Annotated in this window: 13 protein-coding genes; 7 read left to right on the plus strand and 6 right to left on the minus strand. The window is 63.0% G+C overall.

Going from position 1 to position 22,740, the window contains the following annotated elements; translation table 11 throughout:
* Window positions 1–45: 45 nt before the first annotated feature.
* Complete coding sequence (locus tag ACTFPK_RS05080) at window positions 46–1,644, minus strand: trypsin-like serine peptidase (protein ID WP_439911249.1); 1,599 nt, start codon at window positions 1,642–1,644, stop codon at window positions 46–48.
* 178 nt (window positions 1,645–1,822) lie between these two features.
* On the opposite strand from ACTFPK_RS05080, the gene ACTFPK_RS05085 reads away from it, so the two are divergent.
* Window positions 1,823–4,990, plus strand: a complete 3,168-nt coding sequence (locus ACTFPK_RS05085; RefSeq protein ID WP_439911250.1) for a DEAD/DEAH box helicase — start codon at window positions 1,823–1,825, stop codon at window positions 4,988–4,990.
* A gap of 172 nt (window positions 4,991–5,162) precedes the next feature.
* Here ACTFPK_RS05085 and nrdE read toward each other — a convergent pair whose 3' ends face one another.
* Genes nrdE through nrdH form a run of 3 tightly spaced genes read right to left on the minus strand, consistent with a single transcriptional unit; the run spans window position 5,163 to window position 8,002 of the window.
* Window positions 5,163–7,316 carry a class 1b ribonucleoside-diphosphate reductase subunit alpha gene (gene nrdE, locus ACTFPK_RS05090; RefSeq protein WP_439911251.1) on the minus strand — a complete coding sequence of 718 codons (2,154 nt, stop codon included), beginning with the start codon at window positions 7,314–7,316 and terminating at the stop codon, window positions 5,163–5,165.
* Complete coding sequence (gene nrdI, locus ACTFPK_RS05095; RefSeq protein ID WP_016442132.1) at window positions 7,298–7,696, minus strand: class Ib ribonucleoside-diphosphate reductase assembly flavoprotein NrdI; 399 nt, start codon at window positions 7,694–7,696, stop codon at window positions 7,298–7,300. The genes nrdE and nrdI overlap by 19 nt, the downstream gene beginning before the upstream one ends.
* A gap of 42 nt (window positions 7,697–7,738) precedes the next feature.
* Complete coding sequence (gene nrdH, locus ACTFPK_RS05100) at window positions 7,739–8,002, minus strand: glutaredoxin-like protein NrdH (RefSeq protein WP_126135872.1); 264 nt, start codon at window positions 8,000–8,002, stop codon at window positions 7,739–7,741.
* A gap of 553 nt (window positions 8,003–8,555) precedes the next feature.
* On the opposite strand from nrdH, the gene ACTFPK_RS05105 reads away from it, so the two are divergent.
* From ACTFPK_RS05105 to ACTFPK_RS05120, 4 genes are all read left to right on the plus strand, one after another.
* Window positions 8,556–10,169, plus strand: a complete 1,614-nt coding sequence (locus tag ACTFPK_RS05105) for an L-lactate permease (RefSeq protein WP_439911253.1) — start codon at window positions 8,556–8,558, stop codon at window positions 10,167–10,169.
* A 95-nt stretch (window positions 10,170–10,264) separates the two neighbouring features.
* A complete protein-coding gene (locus ACTFPK_RS05110; protein WP_439911254.1) occupies window positions 10,265–11,122 on the plus strand; it encodes a (Fe-S)-binding protein in 858 nt (285 codons plus the stop codon).
* Window positions 11,119–12,861, plus strand: a complete 1,743-nt coding sequence (locus tag ACTFPK_RS05115) for a LutB/LldF family L-lactate oxidation iron-sulfur protein (RefSeq protein WP_439911255.1) — start codon at window positions 11,119–11,121, stop codon at window positions 12,859–12,861. The genes ACTFPK_RS05110 and ACTFPK_RS05115 overlap by 4 nt, the downstream gene beginning before the upstream one ends.
* The gene (locus tag ACTFPK_RS05120) at window positions 12,858–13,508 is read left to right on the plus strand and encodes a LutC/YkgG family protein (RefSeq protein ID WP_016442127.1); all 651 of its coding nucleotides are present in this window, start codon (window positions 12,858–12,860) and stop codon (window positions 13,506–13,508) included. Before ACTFPK_RS05115 ends, ACTFPK_RS05120 begins: the two co-directional genes overlap by 4 nt.
* A gap of 98 nt (window positions 13,509–13,606) precedes the next feature.
* Here ACTFPK_RS05120 and ACTFPK_RS05125 read toward each other — a convergent pair whose 3' ends face one another.
* A complete protein-coding gene (locus tag ACTFPK_RS05125) occupies window positions 13,607–18,097 on the minus strand; it encodes a DUF7507 domain-containing protein (RefSeq protein WP_439911256.1) in 4,491 nt (1,496 codons plus the stop codon).
* 79 nt (window positions 18,098–18,176) lie between these two features.
* The gene (locus ACTFPK_RS05130) at window positions 18,177–19,292 is read right to left on the minus strand and encodes a hypothetical protein (RefSeq protein WP_439911257.1); all 1,116 of its coding nucleotides are present in this window, start codon (window positions 19,290–19,292) and stop codon (window positions 18,177–18,179) included.
* A 273-nt stretch (window positions 19,293–19,565) separates the two neighbouring features.
* Between ACTFPK_RS05130 and ACTFPK_RS05135 the strand changes: the two genes are divergently transcribed.
* Window positions 19,566–20,804 (plus strand): hypothetical protein, encoded by a 1,239-nt coding sequence (locus ACTFPK_RS05135; RefSeq protein ID WP_439911258.1) that lies wholly within the window; start codon window positions 19,566–19,568, stop codon window positions 20,802–20,804.
* Entirely contained in the window at window positions 20,716–22,635 is a 1,920-nt protein-coding gene (locus ACTFPK_RS05140; protein ID WP_439911259.1) for a Cna B-type domain-containing protein, read from the plus strand. The genes ACTFPK_RS05135 and ACTFPK_RS05140 overlap by 89 nt, the downstream gene beginning before the upstream one ends.
* Window positions 22,636–22,740: the final 105 nt, after the last annotated feature.

Consider the following 22,740-nt stretch of genomic DNA (forward strand, 5'->3'; position numbering starts at 1 on the left):
CCCGCCCATTCTAGACGGTTGAATCGGTAAGCGGTGCGAGCCAGATCATGAGGTGCGCGGCTGCGGCTGGATACCTTGCTGGGAGATATCCGCATACTGCGTCGTCGTGCCATCGATGTTGGTGACGGTGAGGGTGTCATCGGCGATGCTCATCTTGGTCACGTTGGTGAATTCGAGGGGGAGGTGCGGGTTGAGGTGTTCGGGGTGGCGCAGGCCGAAGAGCCCCGGGTCGTGCCAGAGGATGAGAGCGCCGTCGCGGCCGAGAGTGAGAATATCAGCCATGCCGGAGCCGTCCAGGTCCCCGGCCGCGAGGGTGCGGAGGTTACGTAAACGGCGATCACGCCCGCCCAGGATCCGCACGGAACGGAAACGCCGCGCGGCATCCACCTGGGCGAGCTCGCCGGTTTCTTCCTCGGCCCGCGGCAGAGTTTCTTCCCCGCTGCCGGCATCCAGGTAGAGCGCGACCGCCCCGGAGGGCCACACGGTGAAGGCATCCGCGCGGTCGGGCTGACCACCCAGGTAACCGAGGACTTCGTGGGCCGGATTGCCCGGTTCGAGGCTCGCATCCCCCAGGGACGTGCGGGCTTCTTCCAGCAGGTCAGCGATGAGGTTGTCCATGGGGACGCCCACGGATTCATCATCGGTATAGCCCCCGCCGTCCTGCGCCCCACCGGTAATTGCCACGATGGCCCATTCCCCGCTCTCGTTCTGCTGGAGCCAGGGCCCGCCGGATACCCCGGTGGGCATCCCGGCGCATTCAATATGGAAGTAGTCCACGCCGTTTTCCGTGAAGGTTTCGGTGGAGTTACGGCAGTGGCGCGGGTAGGCGGAGGTGTAGTTATCGGCCTCGAAAGATTCGGCCACCGGGTAGCCGATCACCTCAATATCGGGTTGTTCCGGGCTCACATTGGCAATGGGTAGCCCGCCTGTTACATCTTCGAGGAGGTTGCCGAAGCGGTCCGGGTCCGCGGTGAGGACGGCGGCGTCGTACCGATCCGCATCCTCATCATCGCTGTAATACGCGTCGTTGATGACCACGGAGTCCGGGTCGATGCGCCAAATACCGTGGGGGATATAGGCGGTACCGGCGATAATGGCGAATTGCGGTACGAATACGGTGGCGGCGTAGGCATCTCCGGGCCAGCAGTGCGCGGCGGAGAGAATCTGGGAGCGCCCCGGGGTATCGAGAACCACGCCGGTGCAGCCGCGGATCACCTGGGTTGTTCCGGGAACCACGTGAAAGAAGGTCCCCACCTGCGGGATTCCCGGAAAGTTGTAGCCCGCCCCGGGTAGGCCCTCCCCCAGCCCAACGTCGCTGACTTTCGGGTCCTCGTTGAGGGCGGCGTTGAGGGAATCGGGGAGCCCGGCGCCGCGGTGGTAGGCGGCGGCCAGGACCCGGCCGTCCACAATGCCAGAGTCGTCAAATTCGGCGTCGAGATCGCGGTAGGTGGCGTCGTCGTCCCAGACGATAGCAACGGCGTCGTCGCCAAAATTATCGTAGGTGACCGGGCGGGGAATCGGAGCGGCGAGTACCGGGGCTTTGAGCAGCGCGCAGCCACCCAGCGCTCCTGCTACCAGAGCCAGCGCGAGTAGGGTGCCGAGGAGCACCGCCAAGGTGCCCGCGTGACGATACCAATTCCTCACCTGCTCCGCCTTCTTTCTCCGCGGGGTGGCTCCGCGGAAGTGGCACCTATCCTACCGCGCCAACCCGGAAGCGCCGCGCCCGGTTCACCCGCCGCACTCGGTTCACCCCTCCGCGCCCGGCCCGAAGAACCCGGAACCCAAACTTTCCTCATCCCCGGATGCGTCTTAAAATTAAAGGATGGCCGGCACACTTCGCTCCGCTATTGCAGCACTTACCTCGGATTTCTACGAGCTTTACTTCACGCCTCCCATGCTCGCCCGCGGAAAACGCTACGCGGCAACCGGTCGCGTGCTTGAGATAAAGGAGAATTCCCACGGCATCTTCGCCCGCGTCCTCGGTAACGGCCACACCTACCGGGTTCTTATTACCTCCGTACATCCCCTTACCGCCTCCTGCTCATGCCCGGTCTCACGGCGGTGTAAGCACACCGTTGCCACCTTGCTGGTGTACGCCGACCGTATGAAAGACCGCTCCTGGCGAACACTGCTTACCGATAGTTGTGTGGGAATAGAGCAGCGCCCGGCTACCCGCGGTCTCGGTCTTATTCTCATCCGCGGTGCGGAAAGCGGGGAAGTGACGGGATTGCTGCGCCCGGCCCAGCGAAATCTCAACGGGGAGTGGTCACGCCGCACCACTACCTGGTCCACTATTGCTCCCGCGCACGGCTACAGTTCCGCCGCAGAAAGCTTGGACCCCCTCCAACTTGCGGCGCTGCGGGAATTACATGACGTAGCGAAGCGCGCCTCGTATTTTGACCCAAGTATTTCCTTGCAAAGTTTAGGTACTACGGCGATGGCCTACCTGGAAAATGCTCGCGATGCCGGGGTGGAGCTTTTTTGCGGGGATACTGACCAGCCGCTCCGCATTGATAAAACACCCTGGAGCGCCCAGCTCAGCTTGTCCGCCCGCGAGCGCGGAAGTGATGATCTGCTTTTGCGGGTGCTACCAGAAACCCCGGAGGGCACCCCGGCAGCCGTTATCGAAGGCACCGAGCCAGCCCTCGCCATGAGCTACGAAAACGATTCTTATGTCCTCGGCCGCGTCAATCCGAATCTTCCCGCGGCTCTCTCCGAAGCTTTGGGATCCGCGCAGCCCTTACGCATTCCCGCCGCGGAAATCCCCATGTTTGAACTCAACCTCCTTCCCGCCCTGCCGCCCGATATCAGGGTGGTCTCCCCCGACGGCGCGTTCACGCCGCATCGTTTCTCTGACCCGGTTCTGCACGCCCTGATTCGCCGCCCCGCGCCCGACGAGCTCAATTCACAGCTCACCGGACCTTTCCTGCTGGAGTGGTACGCGAAACGCCAGCTGCTGGGCGCTGACAGCGCGGAGCCAACCGAAATGCCGGCTTTGTATACACCGCTTACTTGGGGAAGCGGCATCATGAAGTTGCCGCAGGGGCAACTCCAGGCAGCCCAACGGGCCTGGCTCGCGGCTGATATGCCCGAACTTCACTTCCCCCGCAGTCGCAACCTCGACATCACCACCTACCAGCACCTGCGCGAGGATATTGTTCCCGCCTGGCGCGCAGCCGGAATCTCGGTCACATTCGACGAGGGCGCGGATCTCACCGTCCTCACCGAAGCCCCGGTCCTCACCACCACCGTCACCGAGGATCGCGACTGGCTCGACCTGGGAGTCACGGTCACCGTTGGGGAACACGACGTCCCCCTCCCCGTCCTCTACGACGCACTCACCAGCGGCGCCCCGCATCTGGTGCTGGGAGATATGGTCATCCCGCTGGGCAGCGATTTCGATGCGTTGCGCCAGCTTTTGCACGACGCCGCAGCTCTCGGCACCGTCACCCCGGACAGCATTTCTGTACCCCGAGCGCGTGCCCACGCCCTGGATCTCTCCGCGCTGGCCAATCCGCAGGCGCTGAGCGATGCTCTCGCCCGGCTTGAGCACCTGGGCGAGGCGGTGCCGGTTCCCGAAACGTTCCGGGGCACCCTGCGTTCCTATCAGGAAGCTGGCTATTCCTGGCTCACTCACCTGGCGCGGGCCCACTACGGCGGTATTTTGGCTGATGATATGGGCCTGGGCAAAACCGCGCAAATGCTCGCCATGATCAGCGGCGAAGGCGCGGAGGGCACATTGAAAGGTCCGGTGCTCGTGGTGGCCCCCACCTCCGTGGTGCCGGTCTGGCGCAGCGAAGCGGAACGCTTCACTCCGGAGCTGCGCCTCCGCACCATTACCGAATCAGGTAAACGCCGTTCACAGGCCTTGCCGATTATCGCCGCGAACGCTGACGTTGTGGTGACCTCCTACACCCTGCTTCGCCTCGAGCGCGCGGAGTACGCGAAGGTCGATTGGGGCGGGGTGATCCTCGATGAAGCCCAGGCGGTGAAGAACCCGAGCACGGTGGGTTATCGCGCCGTCGCCGCGCTCACCCGCCCCTGGACGTTCGCGGTCACGGGCACGCCGGTGGAAAATAGCCTCTCGGACTTGGCCGCGCTGCTGGCTCTCACCAGCCCCGGCCTGCTCCCCGGGCACGCGCGTTTCACCGAGCAGTTCCAGAACCCCATTGAGAAATTTAATGACGAGGAGGCTGCCGCGCTGCTCACGCGCCTGGTGCGGCCCTTTATATTACGACGCCGCAAAGCCGAGGTGGCCAAGGACCTCCCCACCCGCACGGTCACAGAGCTCAGTGTCCCCCTCGCCCCGGCCCACGCCCAGCGCTATCGCAAACAGCTGGAACGCGAACGCCAGGAAATCCTGGGACTCATCGATGACCCGAATGCCAATCGCATCTCGATCCTGGCTTCCCTCACCCGGCTACGACGCATGGCTATTGACCCGGGTCTAGTGGATGCGCGAATTACTACCCCGCCGGCGAAAACAACCCTGCTCCTCGAGCACCTCCAGCAGATCATCCCCGAGGGTCACCGCGCCCTGGTGTTCTCCCAATTCACCACCTATCTGGAACGTATTGCCCACCAGCTGGATCGGGAGGGCATTACCTATAGCTACCTGGATGGGTCTACCCGGGATCGCGCCGGTGCGATTGCGGCTTTCCGCGATGGCAGCGCCCCGGTTTTCCTTATTTCCCTCAAGGCGGGCGGCACCGGGCTCACCCTCACGGAAGCCGATTACGTTTACATTATGGATCCGTGGTGGAATCCGGCCGCAGAAGAGCAGGCCATTGACCGGGCCCATCGCATTGGCCAGGATAAGCCGGTCACCGTCTACCGACTTGCCTCGGCGGATACCATCGAGGAAAAAGTCATCGCCCTGCAAGCGCGCAAGCGCGAACTCGCCGGCATGGTGGACGAGGCGGCCCGCGGGCCCATCTCAGGGGCGGATATCCGCTCCCTTCTCGAGCTCACCGGGCCGGAGGGCCGCTAGCTGCGCCGTCGTACCGCGAAAAGTACCCGCACTTAAACCGGGCGGGCCGGTCACGTTTCCACGCAACCGGCCCGCCCCGCGCAAGCACACAAGCCGCACGCTCGCTACCGCTCACCCGCACCACAGGTAAACACTGTTCACCCTCGCGGCGCAAGTAAACACCGCATACCTACTACAGCATGCAGGAGACGCACCCTTCCACTTCGGTGCCCTGGAGGGCGGCCTGGCGGATACGCATGTAGTAGAGCGTCTTGATGCCCTTACGCCAGGCGTAAATGTAATTGCGGTTGACATCGCGCGTGGTCACGGTGTCCGGGTAGAACAGCGTGAGGGAGAGCCCCTGGTCCACGTGCTGGGTGGCCACCGCGTAGGTGTCGATAATCTTCTGCGGGCCGATTTCGTAAGCATCCTGGAAGTATTCCAGGTTGTCATTGGTCATATACGGCGCCGGGTAGTACACCCGCCCGATCTTGCCTTCCTTACGGATCTCAATCTTGGACACGATCGGATGGATGGAGGAGGTGGAGTGGTTGATATAGGAGATGGAGCCGGTAGGCGGAACCGCCTGGAGGTTCTGGTTGTACATCCCGTATTCGGCCACGTCCGCGGCAAGCTGGGCCCAATCTTCCCGGGTGGGAATGTGATGCGCGGCGAAAAGCTCACGCACCCGCTCGGTTTGCGGGACCCACTCCTGCTCGAGGTACTTCGTGAAGTAAGCACCGTTTGCATAGGTGGAATCCTCGAAACCTTCGAAGCGCTGCCCGCGTTCCTTTGCCAGCAGCATGGAGGAACGAATCGCGTGGTAGGCCACCGTGTAGAAGTACATATTGGTGAAGTCGAGCGCTTCTTCGCTCCCGTAGAAGATCCGCTCGCGGCCCAGGTACCCGTGCAGATTCATCTGACCCAGCCCAATCGCGTGGGACATCTCATTCCCGCGCTTGATGGAGGGCACCGAGTCAATGCTGGTCTGGTCGGACACGGCCGTGAGGGCACGCACCGCAATCTCCACCGTTTTACCCAGGTCCTCCGAATCCATGGCCTTGGCAATATTGAGGGAGCCAAGATTGCAGGAAATATCCTTGCCCACATACTTGTAGGAGAGATCCGCATTGTATTCGGAAGGTTCGGATACCTGGAGGATCTCCGAGCACAGATTAGACATGGTAATCCGGCCCTTAATCGGGTTGGTGTTATTGACGGTGTCCTCGTACACGATGTAGGGGTAGCCGGATTCGAACTGGATTTCGGCGAGGGTCTGGAAGAACTGACGCGCATCAATCTTCGTTTTCTTAATGCGCTTGTCATCGACCATCTCACGGTACTTTTCACTCACCGAGATCTCGGTGAGCGGCTTGCCGTAGACCCGCTCCACGTCATAGGGGGAGAAAAGATACATGGGCTCGCGGTTCTTCGCCAGCTCGAAGGTAATATCCGGGATCACCACGCCCAGGGAGAGCGTCTTAATACGGATTTTTTCATCCGCGTTTTCACGCTTGGTATCTAGGAAGCGCATGATATCCGGGTGGTGGGCGTGCAGGTACACGGCCCCCGCACCCTGGCGCGCCCCGAGCTGATTCGCGTAGGAGAACGAATCCTCGAGTAGCTTCATCACCGGGTTCACCCCGGAAGACTGGTTTTGGATGCGCTTAATCGGGGCGCCCTGTTCACGCAAATTGGTGAGGTTGAGTGCCACCCCGCCCCCGCGCTTGGAGAGCTGGAGCGCGGAGTTAATCGCACGGGCAATGGATTCCATATTGTCTTCCACCCGCAGCAGGAAGCAGGAGACCAGTTCCCCGCGCGCCTGCTTACCGGCATTGAGGAAAGTGGGGGTGGCCGGCTGGAAACGCCCGGTGATCATCTCTTCCATGAGGTTGGTGGCCAGCTCAGTATCCCCATCGGCCAGCGCGAGGGCCACGATGGAGACCCGATCCTCGAAACGCTCCAGGTAGCGGGTGCCATCCCAGGTTTTCAGGGTGTAGGAGGTGTAGTACTTGAAGGCCCCCATGAACGTGGGGAAACGGAACTTATGCGCGTAGGCCTTCTTGTAGAGCTCCTTAATAAAGGCCATATCGTAAGCCTCGATCACGCGCTTTTCGTAATAACCTTCGCGCACGAGGTACTCCAGTTTTTCCTCCAGGTCGTGGAAAAACACGGTGTTCTTATTGACGTGCTGGAGGAAGTACTGCCGCACGGCTTCGTGATCCTTCTCGAATTGGATCTTGCCCTCGGCGTCGTACAAATTGAGCTCGGCATTGAGCGAGTGGTAATCCACGAGCGAATCATCCAGGTTTTCCGAACCGGTATCCGTTAGTGTTGCGATGCCCAAAACTGTTCCAAACCTTCCTTAACCGTGGCAACGTCCGTAGGCGTGCCGAGCAGTTCAAAGCGATACATCATGGGGACCCCGCATTTTGCGGAGATAACATCCCCGGCGAGTCCGTAAACATCGCCAAAATTGGTATTTCCTCCAGCGATCACCCCGCGGATGAGAGCACGGTTGTGTTCGTTATTGAGGAATTTGATGACGGGGCGCGGCACGGCACCGCGATGGTTCCCGCCACCGTAGGTGGGGCAAATAAGCACGTAGGGCTCATCCACCACGGGCGTTTCGCCGTGGATGGGGATGCGCACGGCATCGTAGCCGAGCTTTTCCACGAACCGGTGCGTGTTATTTGTTTGAGAAGAAAAATAGACGATACGTGCCATCGGTTCTTTCCTCAGCGGGCGGCACGCGGCCGCACCGCCAGCTTAGGCAGTCACCAGGGTGGGTTCCGCGGTGGCCTGCGCGCCGGCTTTGAGCGCCTTGATTTCATCGGGGCGGTAGCCGGACCAGTGATGACCGTTCGCGATAACCACGGGCGCCGACTGGTACCCGAGGGCCTTAACCGCCGCGAGGGCCTCCGCATCCTGAGTGAGATCCACGAGCTCATACTCCAGCCCCGCCTTATCGAGCGCGCGCTTGGTGGCATTGCACTGCACGCACGCGGGCTTGGTGTAGACGGTAATGCTCATGAGGTCTCCTCGGTTTCGGATTGTCACGCTGTGTGCGTGGTGGAACGACTACAAGGCTAAACACTACACCTAGTGGCACCTAGAACAAAAGACCACTAGAACTTGTGGTTGTTACGACGACGCCGCCACTCCCGCTTTGCGCTCATTTCCGCGGTTTTGGGACTTTGGGCCCGCGCTTTGTGAAGCTGGTAACCACCCCGCTCGGCGTGTCCTGCGGGTGGGCCGCGAGTTAATTGCGGGCCGGCCACGGGGGTGCCCACGCCCCACCCGCGGACCGTACCGAGTGAACGGAGCGTCAGCTACATACCTAGACAGTCGCGCAACGCGCCGAATCATTTAGCACATTTACTAATTTTCCGCCAGGGTAAGGAGTCCCTTACCGGCCATTTTGTGCGCAATATCACCCATATTTAGGTGCTCTCAATTTTTATCTTGTGACCTACGTCCGTACGATCTTAATCAGACTTAACCGGATTCGGATTCGACCGCCGTGATCAACGCTGCTCACCGACCCGTATCCGCCCCAACCTCGTGCGATGGATAGGAGAACATCGTGGAAGCCTTTACACAAACCGCCGCGCCACTGGGGAGTCTCACCCTCTCCGCCCTCGTGGCCCTCCTCCCGCTCCTCACGGTGTTCTTCCTGCTGGGTGTTGTCCATATGAAAGCGCACTGGGCGGGGGTATGCGGCGTCGCCGTTGCGCTTGCCGTGGCAATTTTCGCCTTCCGCATGCCCGCCGGAATGGCGCTTTCCGCCGGTCTGGAAGGTGCCGTCTTCGGGATCTTCCCCATTACTTGGATCGTTCTCACCGCGATTATCCTCTTCGAACTCACGGTGGCCTCCGGGCACCACGACACCCTCATGCAGGCTTTCGCGCGACTCTCCCCCGATCCGCGCGCGCTGGGCATTTTCATCGCCTTTAGTTTCTGTGCCCTCCTCGAAGCGCTGGCCGGTTTCGGGGCACCGGTGGCGATCTGCGGTGTTATGCTCCTCGCCCTCGGTTTCGCGCCCTGGAAGGCGGCGCTCACGGTACTGGTGGGCAATACCTTCGCGGTGCCCTACGGGGCAATGGCCACGCCCGTGCTCACCGGCGCGAATCTCACCGGTATTGATGCCGCTACTCTTTCCGCCCAGATCAGCGAGCAAAGCAGCGTGCTGGTATGGCTCATCCCCTTCGCGCTGCTCCTCATTATGGACGGCTGGCGCGGCCTGGCCCAAGTGTGGCCCCTGGCCCTGGCGGTGGGATCCTCCTACGCGCTGAGCACCTGGCTCGCGGCCCGCACCCTGGCCCCTGGTCTGGTCAATATGGTTCCCGCCCTGGTGAGTCTGGCGGTGGGCATCGCGCTGCTGCGCATCTGGCAACCGCGCGGGAGCCGCGCCGCGGCCGAACGCCTCACCGGCGCCGCGCCCCAGCCGGCCGCGGAACGTATTCGCCCCGCGGCCCTGGCCTGGGCCATCTTCCCCTACGTACTTATCGTTGCCGTTTTCGTGACCACCCAGATGGTGCCGGCAATCCGCAACGCCCTCGCGGCCACAAACGTGACCATCCACTGGCCGGCCCTGTGGGCCGGGGGCGAGAACCTGGTGCGCGCGGCCGATGGCACACCCGCCGCCTCCACCACCTACACCTTCGCCTGGCTGAGCTCCCCGGGCACCCTGCTGCTCCTGACCGCGCTGGTGCTGGCCGCCTGCTACCGGATGCGGCCCGGCGCGGTGGCACGCCTCATGTTCGCCCAGGTCTACAAGCTGCGCTGGACCTTCCTCACCATCGGTTCGGTGCTCGCCCTCGCCTACGTTATGAACCTTTCCGGGCAGACCCTCACCATCGGCACCTGGATTGCCGGAGCCGGCTCCATCTTCCCCTTCCTCGCCCCGATTCTGGGGTGGATCGGCACCGCGGTGACCGGTTCGGGAACCTCAACCACGGCGCTCTTCGCCAATTTGCAGCACACCGCCGCTACCCAGATCGGGGCGGATCCGGGGCTGCTGGTGGCCTGCAATACCGTGGGCGGGGCCGTGGGCAAGATGATTAGCCCCCAAACCCTGGCGATTGCCACTGGCGGGGTGGATATGGTCGGCGAGGAATCCGTGCTGCTGCGTAAGTCCCTGCCCTGGGCCTGCGGCCTGCTCATCCTGCTGTGTCTGCTGGTCGGGTTCCTCGCCTAAATAAATTCCCGCCCTGCCAGAGTTCCGCGGGTGGCCGGGCATAGCGCCGCGCAGCGGCGGCGTCGTCGTAATAACAACGAAAGAAAAGAGTTGATATGACCCTCATTCCCGGACCGGAACCGCGCAAGAAAGTTGCGGTTTTCGCCACCTGTATTAACGAGGTGATGTTCCCGAATACCGTGAATAACACCGCGGTGCTGCTCGAGCGGCTCGGGTGCGAGGTGGAGTTCCCGCGCGCCCAGACGTGCTGCGGCCAGATGTTCACGAATACCGGGTATTTTGACCGGGCACTGCCGAGCGTGCGGGCCTTCCTCGAAGCATTTGAGGACTACGACTACATCGTGGGGCCCTCCGGATCCTGCGTCGGTTCGGTGCGCGAACAGCATGAGATGCTGGCCCTCGATGCCGGTGAGGACGAGCTGGCACGGCGCGTCCACGAGGTGCAGAAACGGGTCTACGACATCAGCGAATTCATCGTGGACGTGCTGGGGACCGTGGATGTGGGCGCGTATTTCCCGCATACGGTCACCTATCACGCCTCGTGCCATTCGCTGCGGGTGGCCGAGGTGGGTGACCGGCCCATTCGGCTGCTACAGGCGGTGCGCGGGCTGGAATATATTCCGCTCGAAGATATGCGCCAGTGCTGCGGTTTCGGGGGCACGTTCTCCGTGAAGAACTCGGATGTGTCCATCGCGCTGGGGCGGGATAAGGCCCGGCACGTGATCGAAACCGGGGCGGAATACGTGGCCAGCCTCGATAATGCCTGCCTCATGAACTTCGGCGGGATTCTGCATCGCGAAAAGAAACCCGTGCGCCCCATCCACATGGTCAATGTGCTGGTGCAGACCGCGCCGGTCGGCGCCGGCACGGTAGCGGGTGCTGCAACCGGAACCCTGAGCGCCGCGATCGGAACCGCTAGTGCCGCAACCACCCCCGCCGGGAGGATCGCATGAAAACCTTGAAATTGGAACGCCTCACCCCGGCCCCGCCCGCAGGGGATCTGCTTGATTCCCCGGCCTTCCCCAAGGCCGCGGTGCGCGAGCTGGGCAACGAAACGCAGGCGAAGAATCTCCATCACGCCACCCACACGATCCGCGCCAAGCGCCAGGCCGTGGTGAGCGAGCTGGATAATTGGCAGGATATTCGCCAGGCCGGTGCCGATATTAAGAACCGGGTGGGCCGCCACCTCGATCATTATCTGGCGGAGTTCGAAAAGAACGCCACCGCCGCCGGGGCGCATGTGCACTGGGCACGCGACGCGGAGGAAGCCAACCGGATCGTCATCGACCTGGTGCACGCGACCGGGGAAAGCGAAGTCACCAAGGTCAAGTCCATGGTCAGCCAGGAAATTGACCTGAACGAACACCTGGAAGAAGCGCGCATCGCGGCCTGGGAAACCGATTTGGCCGAGCTTATTGTGCAGCTCGGGCACGACCGGCCCAGTCATATCCTGGTGCCCGCGATTCACCGTAATCGCAGCGAGGTGCGTGATATTTTCCTGCGGGAGATGGGCCAGTACGGCACGCCCTGCCCGCCCGATGTGACCGATGAGCCGGCCGAGCTGGCCGCCGCGGCCCGCGGGCACCTGCGCGAAAAGTTCATGCGCACCAAGGTCGGTATTTCCGGCGCGAATTTCGCGATTGCGGAAACCGGTTCCCTGGTGGTGGTGGAATCCGAAGGCAATGGCCGCATGAACCTCACCCTGCCGGAAACCCTCATTTCCGTCGTAGGTATTGAGAAGATTCTTCCCACGTTCCAGGATCTCGAAGTGTTCTTGCAGCTGCTGCCGCGGTCGTCCACCGGCGAGCGCATGGCCCCCTACGGAACTATCTGGACGGGCGCGCGCGAAGGTGATGGCCCGCGCGATGTTCATATTATTTTGCTGGATAACGGGCGCACCAAGGTGCTCTCTGACCCGGTGGGGCGCGCGGCGCTGCGCTGCATTCGCTGTTCGGCCTGCCTGAATATTTGCCCGGTGTACGAGAAGGTGGGCGGGCACGCCTACGGCTCGGTCTACCCCGGACCCATCGGCGCGATCCTCAACCCGCAGATCCGCGGCCTGGAATCGGTGGTGGATCGCTCCCTGCCCTTCGCCTCTACCCTGTGCGGAGCCTGTAATGAGGTGTGCCCGGTGAAAATTCCTATCTCGAATATCCTCGTGCACCTGCGCCGCAAAGCGGTGGATAAGAAACGCGCGGAGGCCGGGTTGCGCCCGCACGTGGAGCCGATCCTCATGGCCGGCGGCGGCTGGGTGATGGGCAAGGGCTGGCGCCTGGGCGCCGCGGCCCGGCTGGCGAGCGTGGGCGGGCGCGTGATGGGCCTGTTCATGCACCACATCGGGAATTGGCATATTCCCGGTGTGCATCGCTGGACGCGGGCCCGCGACGTCCCGATGCTACCCAAGCGCAGCGCCCGCGCCACCTTCGCGCGGCGCAAGAAACGCGAAGCGCGGCAGCTCAAGCGCATGCAGAAAGAGTTGCAGAAGGGGCAGTTGCATCAGCTCGGTTGCGATCCAAATTTGATCGACGGCTCCCCCGCCGCTCCGCCCGCGCAGCTACCGCCCGGAGCCGGACAAGTGCCGCCCACCGCGACGCAAGTACCGCCCACCGCGGGGCAAGTGCCGCCCACCGCGGGGCCGGTTTCGCCCGCACCTGATATTTTCGGCCGCCCAACCACAGAGGAGCTGTCATGACCTCGGCACGCGATGAGATTTTCGCGCGGATTCGCTCCGCGCTCGGTGATGTGCCCTGCCGGGATCCGGAAGAATCCGCGATCAGCTGGGAATACAACCAGCCCACCGCCATTGAGGGCGACCTCGTGGATTATTTCCTCGAGCTCGTGGCCGATTACAAGGCCGACGTGGAGCGGGTCGCCCCGGAGGCGGTCCCGGCGGCTATCGTCGCCCACCTGCACGCCATCGGCGCGCGCTCCGTGGTGCTTCCCGCGGGGCTGGATTCTTCCTGGCGCGCGGCTATTGCGGAGGATGGTTTCCAGGTGTACGACGACGATAACCTCAGCGCCCGCCAGCTGAACGATATTGATGCGGTGGTGACGGCCGCCGCTGTCGGGGTGGCCAATACCGGTACTTTTGCCATGGACCATCGCGCCGACCAGGGCCGGCGTGCGCTCACCCTGGTACCTGATGCGCATGTGTGCGTGCTGCGCGCCGATCAGGTTGTTTCCAATACCCCCGAGGCGATGACCCGGCTCCAGGATTCGGTGCGCGATGGCCAACCGATTACCTTCGTGGCCGGGCCCTCCGCCACCTCGGATATCGAGCTGAGTCGCGTGGAAGGCGTGCACGGCCCACGCCAGCTGCACGTGCTCGTCGCCGGCTAAATAGGCGGGCGGCGCGGCCACCAGCACACCAGGGCCCGGCCGGGATCGTGATCCCGGCCGGGCCCTGCATGTTGTACCCGCGTTAGCGGTACTTCCCGCTAGTTAGCCTTTTCCCGCCGCCGCAGCGCTCCGCCTCCGGCCAGGAGGAGAATCGCGAGGGCGATGGGCATCGCAAGCTCAGCACCGGTGTGGCTGAGTTGCTTGCGGACTGGTGGTGCGGGCGGGATCTTCGTGTCCACACTGGCGGTCGCCGGTGTGGCCTTCTCGCCACTCGGGGTCACCGCGGTAACGGTAGCGGTATTGGTGACCGTCGTACCCTGCATCGTCGCGGTGATCTTCGCTCGGGCTTGCGCTACGAGCTTTTCTCCCGGTGCCAGCACCCCTGCCGCACGCGGCCAGGTGTACTCGATGGGCCCCAGCTCGCTCATAGGATCGTCGATAGTGATGCCGGTGAGCGTTGTTGTTCCGGTATTGAGCACCTCGAAACGATAGACAATCACGTCCCCGTCCACAGTTGCGGTTTTCTCCATCACCATTCCAGGGTGGCCGGTGATGGTGACACTACCGTGGCCACCGGTGCCCGGTTCGCTCGGGTCGCCCGGTTTGTTCGTCACGGTGTCCCCTCCGGGGGTCACGCCGGTGGCGTTGGCATCGTTGCGGACGGTACCCGCATCCACCTGCTCCTGGGTCAGCACCGAAGTAGCGGTAGCACTAGCTTTTTCACCCGGAGCGAGCACCCCGGCAGCACCCGGCCAGCTGTACTCAATCTCGGACAGACCCGGGAAGTCATCTTGAATGACAAGATCCCGCAGGGTGGTATTGCCGGTGTTCTCCAGCGTAAAGAACCAGGTAATGAGGTCACCCGCGCGCGACTTCTCCTTTTCTACGCTACCCGTCTTCACCAGGGTGAATCCGGGGCACTGCGGGAGAAGCACGGTTTCGGTTGCGCTATCGCGCACCAGCAACCCGCGCGCTGAGGTCGCGCTCACCTCCACGGTATTTTCCACCGCTCCGGCATCCAGAAGTTCCTGGGTGATGTGCGAGGTAGCGCTCGCAGTCACCGATTGACCCGGTGCGAGCACCCCGGCCGCACCCGGCCACTCACCGAAGGTCACCGCGCTCAAGCCGGGAAGCTCATCGCGCAGTGCCACCTCACTTAGCGTGGTGGTACCGCGATTAGCAATGGTGAAGGTCCACGTGACCTCGTCCCCGGCCCGCACGGTTCCAGCGGGGCGCGCGGGCGCGCTACCCTGCTTGATCACCTGGATCTGGGCACCGTCCGGGATACTCACCGTGGCGCTATCGCTGGCCGTAACCGCAACGCCGCGCGGATCGGTGCCGGTCGCAGTGGCGGTATTGTCCAGCGTGCCGCGGTCAATATCGGCCTGGGTAAGGGTGTAGGTTCCGGTTACCTGCTGGGAGGCACCGGGTGCCAGCGTTGCGATAGTGCCCAGCTCCCCGCCCAGTAGCGGATCTGCAATCGTCACGCCGCTCAGGGTCACATTGCCACTATTACTCACCTCAATGATGTACTCCACTTGTTCACCTGCGCGCAGTTGCGCGGGCGGCGTGGCCGTTTTTACCAAGCGCAATGCCCCGGTCCCGGGAAGCGGGGTCGTAACCGTGGCACTACCCTCCACCGCGGTACCATGCGGGGACGCGCCCGCGGCCGTGGCGGTATTTTCCAGCGTGCCGCGGTCAATATCGGCCTGGGTGAGGGTGTAGCTGCCACCCACCGTGCCGCTGGCTCCCGGAGCCAGGGTGGTGATGGTGGCGAGTTTCCCGCCCAACAGCGGATCGTTCACAATAATTCCATGCAGGGTGACGTTCCCGGTATTGCGCACCGCGATGCGGTAATGCACCTGCTCGCCGGCCGCGATGGTGGCCGGGGGCGTAGCGGTTTTAGTGACCGCGAGCGCCGGAGCTTCGGGAAGCGACACCGTCACACTACCCTGGGCACTCACCGCGGTTCCGCGCGGATCGGTGCCGGTCGCAGTGGCGGTATTGTCCAGCGTGCCGCGGTCAATATCGGCCTGGGTAAGGGTGTAGGTTCCGGTTACCTGCTGGGAAGCACCGGGTGCCAGCGTTGCGATAGTGCCTAGCTCTCCACCCAGCAGCGGATCCGTGATCGTCACGCCGCTCAGCGTCACGTTCCCGGTATTACGCACGTCAATGGAGTAGCGCACGTGCTCGCCGGCCGCGATAGTGGCCGGAGGCGTAGCAGTTTTGCTTACCGTCAGTGCACCGGCGGCCGGCAGCGGCGTGGTCACCGTCGCGGTGGCCTGCACCTGCGTATTGTGCGGCGAGGTTCCGGTCACCGTGGCGGTATTATCCACGCGACCCGCATCGATATCGGCTTGGGTGAGCGTGGCTTGCGCGGTTCCGGTGGCGACGGCGCCCGGCGCCAACATGCCCGGTTGGGCAGCATCAGGCCAGGTCATGACAAGCCCACTGACCTTCGGGTCACTCAGGGCCACCTGCGCAAGCGGAACGTTCCCGGTATTCGTCACGGTGAAGGTGTAGGTCACGGTATCACCGGCCGCCGCATTCGCACCCGTGCCATCGGCCGCGAGCGCGGCTGCCTTGGTGAGGGTGAGCGCGGGCTGGGCGTGGAAGAATCCGAAGTCTTGGCCTTCCAGTGTGGCCGCGCGTTCCACCGTTACCGCGGCGCTAGTGGCACCGTCTTTCCCCGCCGGTGAGTAGCTGGGTACGTAGCTGGCGCCCCCGTCAGTTACGGGTGGGGTGACGGAGATACGGTAGTTTCCGGCCAGGACATTATTAAAGGAGTAGGTCCCATCGGCTGCCGCCGTCGTTTCCAACGGAGCACCGCTGGGGCCCAGCACGGGGGCACCGGTACTGGCATCGAGGAGGCGCACGGTAGCGCCGGCCAGCGCGGTGTCATCCGCGCTGGCGCCGTCGTCGTTAATATCCACGGCGATGCGCCCGCTCACGGTGGCGGCGACCACGGTGGCACTTTGCGGTTCGCCTGCGGTGAGCGGAAGCGGCGAATGCGAGGCGGTGCGCAACTGTCCGGTCATCGTATTCGCGATGACCGCGCCGGCCTCAGCTTGCGGGGCTTCCAGGGTGAGTGCGTAGCGGGCACCTCCGGCCGGGCCCGTCGCGAAATCGTTGATGACGAAACGCAGTGCCGTGACCTGGCTGAGGTCCGTGGCAGCGGTGACTTCCTGCCACGTTACGCCCGCGGCCGGAGCTGCTCCGATGGTGCCGTGCGGTGCCGTGGTGTATTCGGCTCGCACATTGGCGGCCTCACCCTGGAGGCGTTCTACCCCGGTGAGAACCGGGGTCACGGTGGTGCCGCGACCGTCACCCACGTAGGGGAGTTCGTCCACGAAAATAGCGTGCCCCATGGAATCCATGGTGGTGTTGTACATTTCCAGCAGGTACGAAACCGGTTCGTTGCGCTGGACGTTGGGCGCGCGGAGCGTCTTGAGGTAATTCGCTCCCGCGACGAGCACCATGGTGACGTCCGTGGAGGTTTGGGCCTGCCAGCCGGCCTGATCGATCACGGCCCTCCAATACCATTTCCTCAGATCGTCACCGCGGAAATAGGAATCCAGATTGAGCTGGCCGGATTCGGGTAAATAGGGTCCCACCTGAAGGTTGACAGGAATCTCGGGCAGCGGCTGGCCCACGGGCAGTTTGCCGCCGTTGGCCACGTAATCGAAGAGGTACGGGGTACGCCCATCCGCGCAGAGGTTCGCATCGGTAGCCTTGCTCCCCTTCCAGGTGGTGGCATCCACGGGGGAGAGATCCACGTCCACCACTTCTGCGGGCAGGCACATGAGCACCTGTGCATGGGCAGCTGTGGTGTGGGGCGAGTTAGGAACGAGGAAGGTTTCAGGACGAACGGTATAGCGGTACTTATGATTTGTTTTCGCGACCGCTATACGGTTGCCCACAGTTCCGTCCGGATTAATAGTGGCCAGGGAAGAAGCCTGGAAACGCGCTTCGCCCACCGCCACGAAAATACGAACTCCGGTACCTTTGTACTGACTTCTTCCCTGGTACTTCGACCGCATACTCACGGAGAGGGGAACGCCATCATCAACAAAAACCGCGTCCGACGTTGCCACCGCTTGAACCGTTAAGTACATATGGTACCGATCTAGCGCAGCGGCCGAGCCCGTGCGTTTGGACAGCAAGTTGCCGTTATTCACTTTGGGGCGCGCTTGCAACGCAAAAACATCGCTAAAATCGCCGGAGTATTCCGAGAGCGGGCGGAATTCGCGCTGCTCCGGGCTACCTTTCGCGCCTGCTCGCACGTACAGGTCATAATCCGATTTCGGGATCTCATAGTAGCCATTAGCCGTTTCGCCAGGCATACCCTTGGGGTAGGGATCCCCGGGGATATCGCTGGTTTTCACGAACAGGCGCGCGGTGCGCGGATCTATACGCTGGTAGGCCGGGTCGCCCGGCTCAATGGTGACCTGGTTATCGGCCGAGCCCACGCTTTCGTATTGACCGCCCAGGCGAGTGTTATCCAGATACTGGTAGGCGATGCCGATCAGTGCATACGGAGTATTCGGCGGTACAACACCGTTATGACCCAAGCCCGGGCTCGTGCGCATCGCGTCCGGATCGCTTCCCTCCGGATTGCGACCGTAACGCGCAGTGGTATCCGTGATGAGCCGTCCCTCCGTTGGCCGATCAATCGTCCACGTGAGGGTTATCGGTGTTATTGAGCAGGTTTGTTTCGTGTAGAGGTTGTGAGGGCGACGACGCCGAGCTGCCCCGCGGGTTAACCGGAGCCACGGAACTGGTGAACGTCACGAGCGTCTTATTAGGTAATTTCGCAATGTCGGAAGCGGGAATCCACACCCGGTATTGTGCATAGGCTGCCGAATCCCCATCCCGGGCCTGCGCGCCCGTGAGGGTGAACTTTCCGAAAGAGTCCCCTTTCTCGGCGGTGATCCCCGACCGCACTGGAACTACCGCCCACCGCTCCGGCACGAAGGGGCGCGGCGCACTCGCTCCGGGTTCTTGCACCGTGATGTTAAATGTGACCGCGGTGGTGAGGGGTTTTTCAAATGTCCATCGATCAGAGAAGGGGAAGCTGTACTTCGGCGTGAAACCGAAGAAATTGCCCTTTTCCTTCCCGGAACCGAAATCATAGGAGCCTTCCCCGCGGTAGGTGGATGAGTCATCAACCGGATCACTCCCGTGCCCAAGATCGAAGTCAAGCTGCCCCACCACTTCCACCAGGCTGGGAGCACCGGATACCGCAATGGTGCGTGTGCCCTGCGCATCGGTGACCTCGAGTTCGGGACTGTAGGTGCTGCCCGGCCCCACCCCGGTTCCGGGCCGCGCAATAATGGGCTGAATCACCACAGCGGCTGTACCTGCACCGCCTTCATTACTCACCGTGGCGGTCAGGGTCCGCCCATCCGCACTCACCGTATAGGAGCGTTCCACTCCGTTCGATGTTCCTCCCAGCACCGCGTCAAGCCCGGGGCCCGTCTCCCAACTCCAGCCTTCCGGAAGGGTTTGTGAGATCGTGGTGGCAGTGGCATCTGATGCCACAAAGGCCCATTGGAAAGACACCCGTGAGCCATAGCCAACTTTGCCGTTCTTTGCCTCGGTATCGTAATCGCCATAGGTGTCATCACCGGTAATACTGACAGAGACATTGGTGAGCGTACCTGCTGCGGGAGCGGCGGAGGCCTGTGGGAGCACTCCCCACCCCAAGCTCAGAAGCAGCACGGTGCATAGCAGCGCAATAAGTGACCGCCGTGATGCCAGCGGCATCATTAAATGTCGATTCATCGAGCTTCCTTGCGTGAAAATGTGATGAGAAATTCCACCATCGGGTGGTTTTTGCTATAACCAGCTGTAATGAATGGTAGTGATACTTTCCTAATTTTTGGTGAAGCTTTAGCAACAAATTCGTGGCATCGCGCACATATCCACCACAATGTCCCAGCCGCCACATTTTAATGCGATGTCATACTAAAATGAACAATAATATTATTATTGGTACTAACTAGGGAACCCGGAAAATTACCGCAGCACCGCAGCTGCCAATCCCAAGGAGTGATTATGCCGCAGCCCTCCACCCGCCAGCCGCGCTCCCGCGCGCTCCTCATATTCCTGGCGGTCCTCTTCCTTATTCTCGGCACGCTGGTGTGGGCCACTCCGGGACCGGCCCGCGCTGCCGATACCAACCCTGCCGGCGGTAGCCCCGCGGCCGATGCGGCGGCGTCGCCGCGCGCCGTCGTGCAATGTTCACAAGATCCCAACGACCTCACGTGCCCCGAGGATCTCCTCACCCAGCGCATTCGCGAGGCCGGAACCACGCCCACCCGTATTATTCTGGGCGCCACCGACACTCTCCTCACGAGTACCCTGAAGATTCCCGCCGGTGCGGATATTGAGCTCGTCAACGGCGGGCGCGCCCCGTGGGGTGCCACTGATTCCGGACTGGTGCGCGAAGATGGCTTCAGCGGCGTGATGGTGCAGGTGCCGGCAGGCGCCGCCCTCACTTTCGATAATTACGACGGCGGCACTTTCCGCATGCGCAGCCGCGGGGAATGGGTCCCGGGCGGCGGCACTCTCCTGGATGTGCGCGGCAGCCTCACCATTAACGGCGGGGAATTTTCCGGGGTGCGCGAAGCGAAGCAGACCTACCAGGGCGCGATCACCATCAGCGGGAAAGATGCCAGTTTTACCCTCAACGGCGGGAACGTCACCGATAATCATCGTCAGCTCAATAATCCTGGTGCAGTCCAGTACGGCGCCGCGAATATCGCGGTAACCGAGGGCGCCACCTTCGTGATGAACGGCGGGGAGGTTAGCAAGGGCAAAGCTCGTGTTGTTGACTCTTACGGTTACGGCGAAGTTGGCGGGATCGGCGTGTACAAAGGCGGGAACGTCACCATCAACGGCGGAACCATCACGGAAAATTCCGGTTTCGCGGGCGGGATGATCGCATTCACCTGGCTGTGGTCCACATCGGATGCCACCCCCGAAAACTCTGCTCGCACCCGCAGCTTCATCACGATCAATGGTGGCACCATCTCCAAGAACCGCGCTTCTTTCTCCGGTGGTGGGATTCTTTCTTTCGGTAACTCCGAGGTCACCATGAACGGCGGCACCATCGATTCCAATTCGGCACCCAACGGTGGCGGCGTGGGAACCTTGGACCTGTACGTGTGGGGTGCGGACGGCACCTGGCAAGAGGTTCCCGGCGATGGTAAGAACTGGGGCTCCGACCACCGCGCAGTGGTCGGAGCTGTCCCCCGGCGCCTTCACCATGAACGGCGGCACGATTTCGAATAACTCCAGCCGGCGCACCGGGGCCGGCGTGAACGTGGTCTCCAATAAGGTCCAGCTCAACGGGGGCACCATCAGTGGCAATGAGGCTGGTCAGCAGGGCGGCGGGGTCTATGTTTCCACCGCCACCTACACCCTGCACGCCGGCAACACTCTGGTCACGGCGAATTCCGCTTCCGGGATTGGCGGCGGGATCTGGACCTGCCCCACCGGCAGCGTAGAGGTCCACGTGGATAACGGCGCGGCGATTTTCGGGAACGCCGCGACTCGCTACGGCGCGGACCTCGCGCACGATAACCTCGGTTCGGTCAGCTCCGCGCCGGTGTGGACCTCGGATGCGATTCTGGGCGGCGGCCTGGTGGATTACTACCAGGATAACGAAGGTGCCCGCTTCGACCCGGCGCAGCTAAGCCTGCCCGAGAAGGAACGCCCGCGCCCCGAACTCATCAAGGGGCGCGAGATTTCGAACGAGGGATTTGCCGCCGTGGTTTCCGATCCGGCTCAGGGTGCGGCTCGCGATGCCGCGCGCCTGGTCATTACGGGCAACACCGCGCCGCGCGGGGCGGGTATCGGCACGAATGGCTCGGTTATTTTCGGCACGTGGGGTTACGCGCAGGCAACGGTCACGAAACAGTGGTTCTATGAAACGACGACGACGCCGCCAGCTGGCGATAAGCCCAATCCTGTGCCGGCACGTCCTTCGGATATTGCCTCCTCGAGTGTGCCGATGCGGCTGGTCTCCGATACCTCCGCTGAGCTCCCGAAGCCGCAGGTGGTACAGAAGTTTAGCGTGACGGCCGGTGAGGAGTGGACGAAGAGCTTCACAAATCTACCGATCCGCACTGATGCTGGAGAGTTGTACGTCTACGCGGTGCAGGAGCTGGACGCTGCTGGCGAGGTGCTGAAAACCAAGGTGTTGGAGCCGTCGCAGCTGCTGGTGCAGCGCGGTGAAAAACTGCCTAAGCGCCCGGAACTGGCGGAAGGCATGGCTCCGCCCGAGGTGTGGTTCGTCGGGAAGGTCGCCAATGAGGTGCCTACGCCGGTGGATATCGCGGTCACGAAACAGTGGGCCTACCGCGATTCGAGCGATCCGGTGCCGGGTGCTGCGCTGCCCGAGCAGGTGGAATTCGAGCTGCTGCGCGATACCGATGCGGCTTTCTCCCATCCCGAGGTGGTGCAGAGCTTCACCGTGACGAAGGCGGATAACTGGGTTCGCACACTCACCGGGCTGCCCCGCGCCACTGCGGAGGGCGTGGCCTATGTGTACGGGCTGCGTGAGAAGGGAGCTGGCGAGATCGTGCCGGTTCCGGCGGCCCCTAGCGCTCCTGAGACTCCCGGCAGCCCCGAAGCCCCGGGCGAGGACGGCGTTATTCACCGTGCGGTGACAGTGGTCAATACCCTGACCCCGCCGCCTCCGCCTACTACGCCGCCCACGGTTCCGCCGACTACGCCGCCGACTACGCCGCCGACGACGGAGCCACCGACTCCTCCCACCACTCCGCCGGTACCGCCCACAACCGAGCCGCCGGTACCGCCGACAACTCCCCCGGCTCCGCCGACGACGCCACCTACAACGCCGTCGGTACCGCCAACGACACCGTCGGTGCCTCCCACTCCGAGTGAGCCACCGACGCCGCCCACGGTTCCGCCGAGTACACCTACGGTAACTCCGCCGGCCAGCACGCCTCCGGCTACTCCGCCGAGCACACCGCCGGCGAATCCGCCGCGGATTGTGCGCACCGGCAGCGATGCCCGCACCGGAGCAGCCCTCGCGGGCTCAGCGTTGCTCGCCGGCCTCGGAATCCTGGCCTGGCGCCGGCTGCGCACCGACCGCTAGGCGAGCCCTGCGCCTAAGCCACGGGGGGTGGTACATCGCACGCGATGTACCACCCCCCGTAGTCGTTCTTTCAGACAACCGCCCAAAATCGACGCACACAAAGTG

Source organism: Actinotignum sp. UMB0459, assembly GCF_051905915.1.
Lineage (GTDB): Bacteria > Actinomycetota > Actinomycetes > Actinomycetales > Actinomycetaceae > Actinotignum > Actinotignum sanguinis.

Bases quoted from the DNA above. Each gene is read 5' to 3' on its own strand.
- ACTFPK_RS05085 (WP_439911250.1), top strand. From the start codon at position 1,823: ATGGCCGGCACACTTCGCTCCGCTATTGCAGCACTTACCTCGGATTTC.
- nrdI (WP_016442132.1), bottom strand. From the start codon at position 7,696: ATGGCACGTATCGTCTATTTTTCTTCTCAAACAAATAACACGCACCGG.
- nrdH (WP_126135872.1), bottom strand. From the start codon at position 8,002: ATGAGCATTACCGTCTACACCAAGCCCGCGTGCGTGCAGTGCAATGCC.
- ACTFPK_RS05110 (WP_439911254.1), top strand. From the start codon at position 10,265: ATGACCCTCATTCCCGGACCGGAACCGCGCAAGAAAGTTGCGGTTTTC.
- ACTFPK_RS05115 (WP_439911255.1), top strand. From the start codon at position 11,119: ATGAAAACCTTGAAATTGGAACGCCTCACCCCGGCCCCGCCCGCAGGG.
- ACTFPK_RS05120 (WP_016442127.1), top strand. From the start codon at position 12,858: ATGACCTCGGCACGCGATGAGATTTTCGCGCGGATTCGCTCCGCGCTC.
- ACTFPK_RS05125 (WP_439911256.1), bottom strand. From the start codon at position 18,097: ATGCGCACGAGCCCGGGCTTGGGTCATAACGGTGTTGTACCGCCGAAT.
- ACTFPK_RS05130 (WP_439911257.1), bottom strand. From the start codon at position 19,292: ATGAATCGACATTTAATGATGCCGCTGGCATCACGGCGGTCACTTATT.
- ACTFPK_RS05135 (WP_439911258.1), top strand. From the start codon at position 19,566: ATGCCGCAGCCCTCCACCCGCCAGCCGCGCTCCCGCGCGCTCCTCATA.
- ACTFPK_RS05140 (WP_439911259.1), top strand. From the start codon at position 20,716: ATGGTAAGAACTGGGGCTCCGACCACCGCGCAGTGGTCGGAGCTGTCC.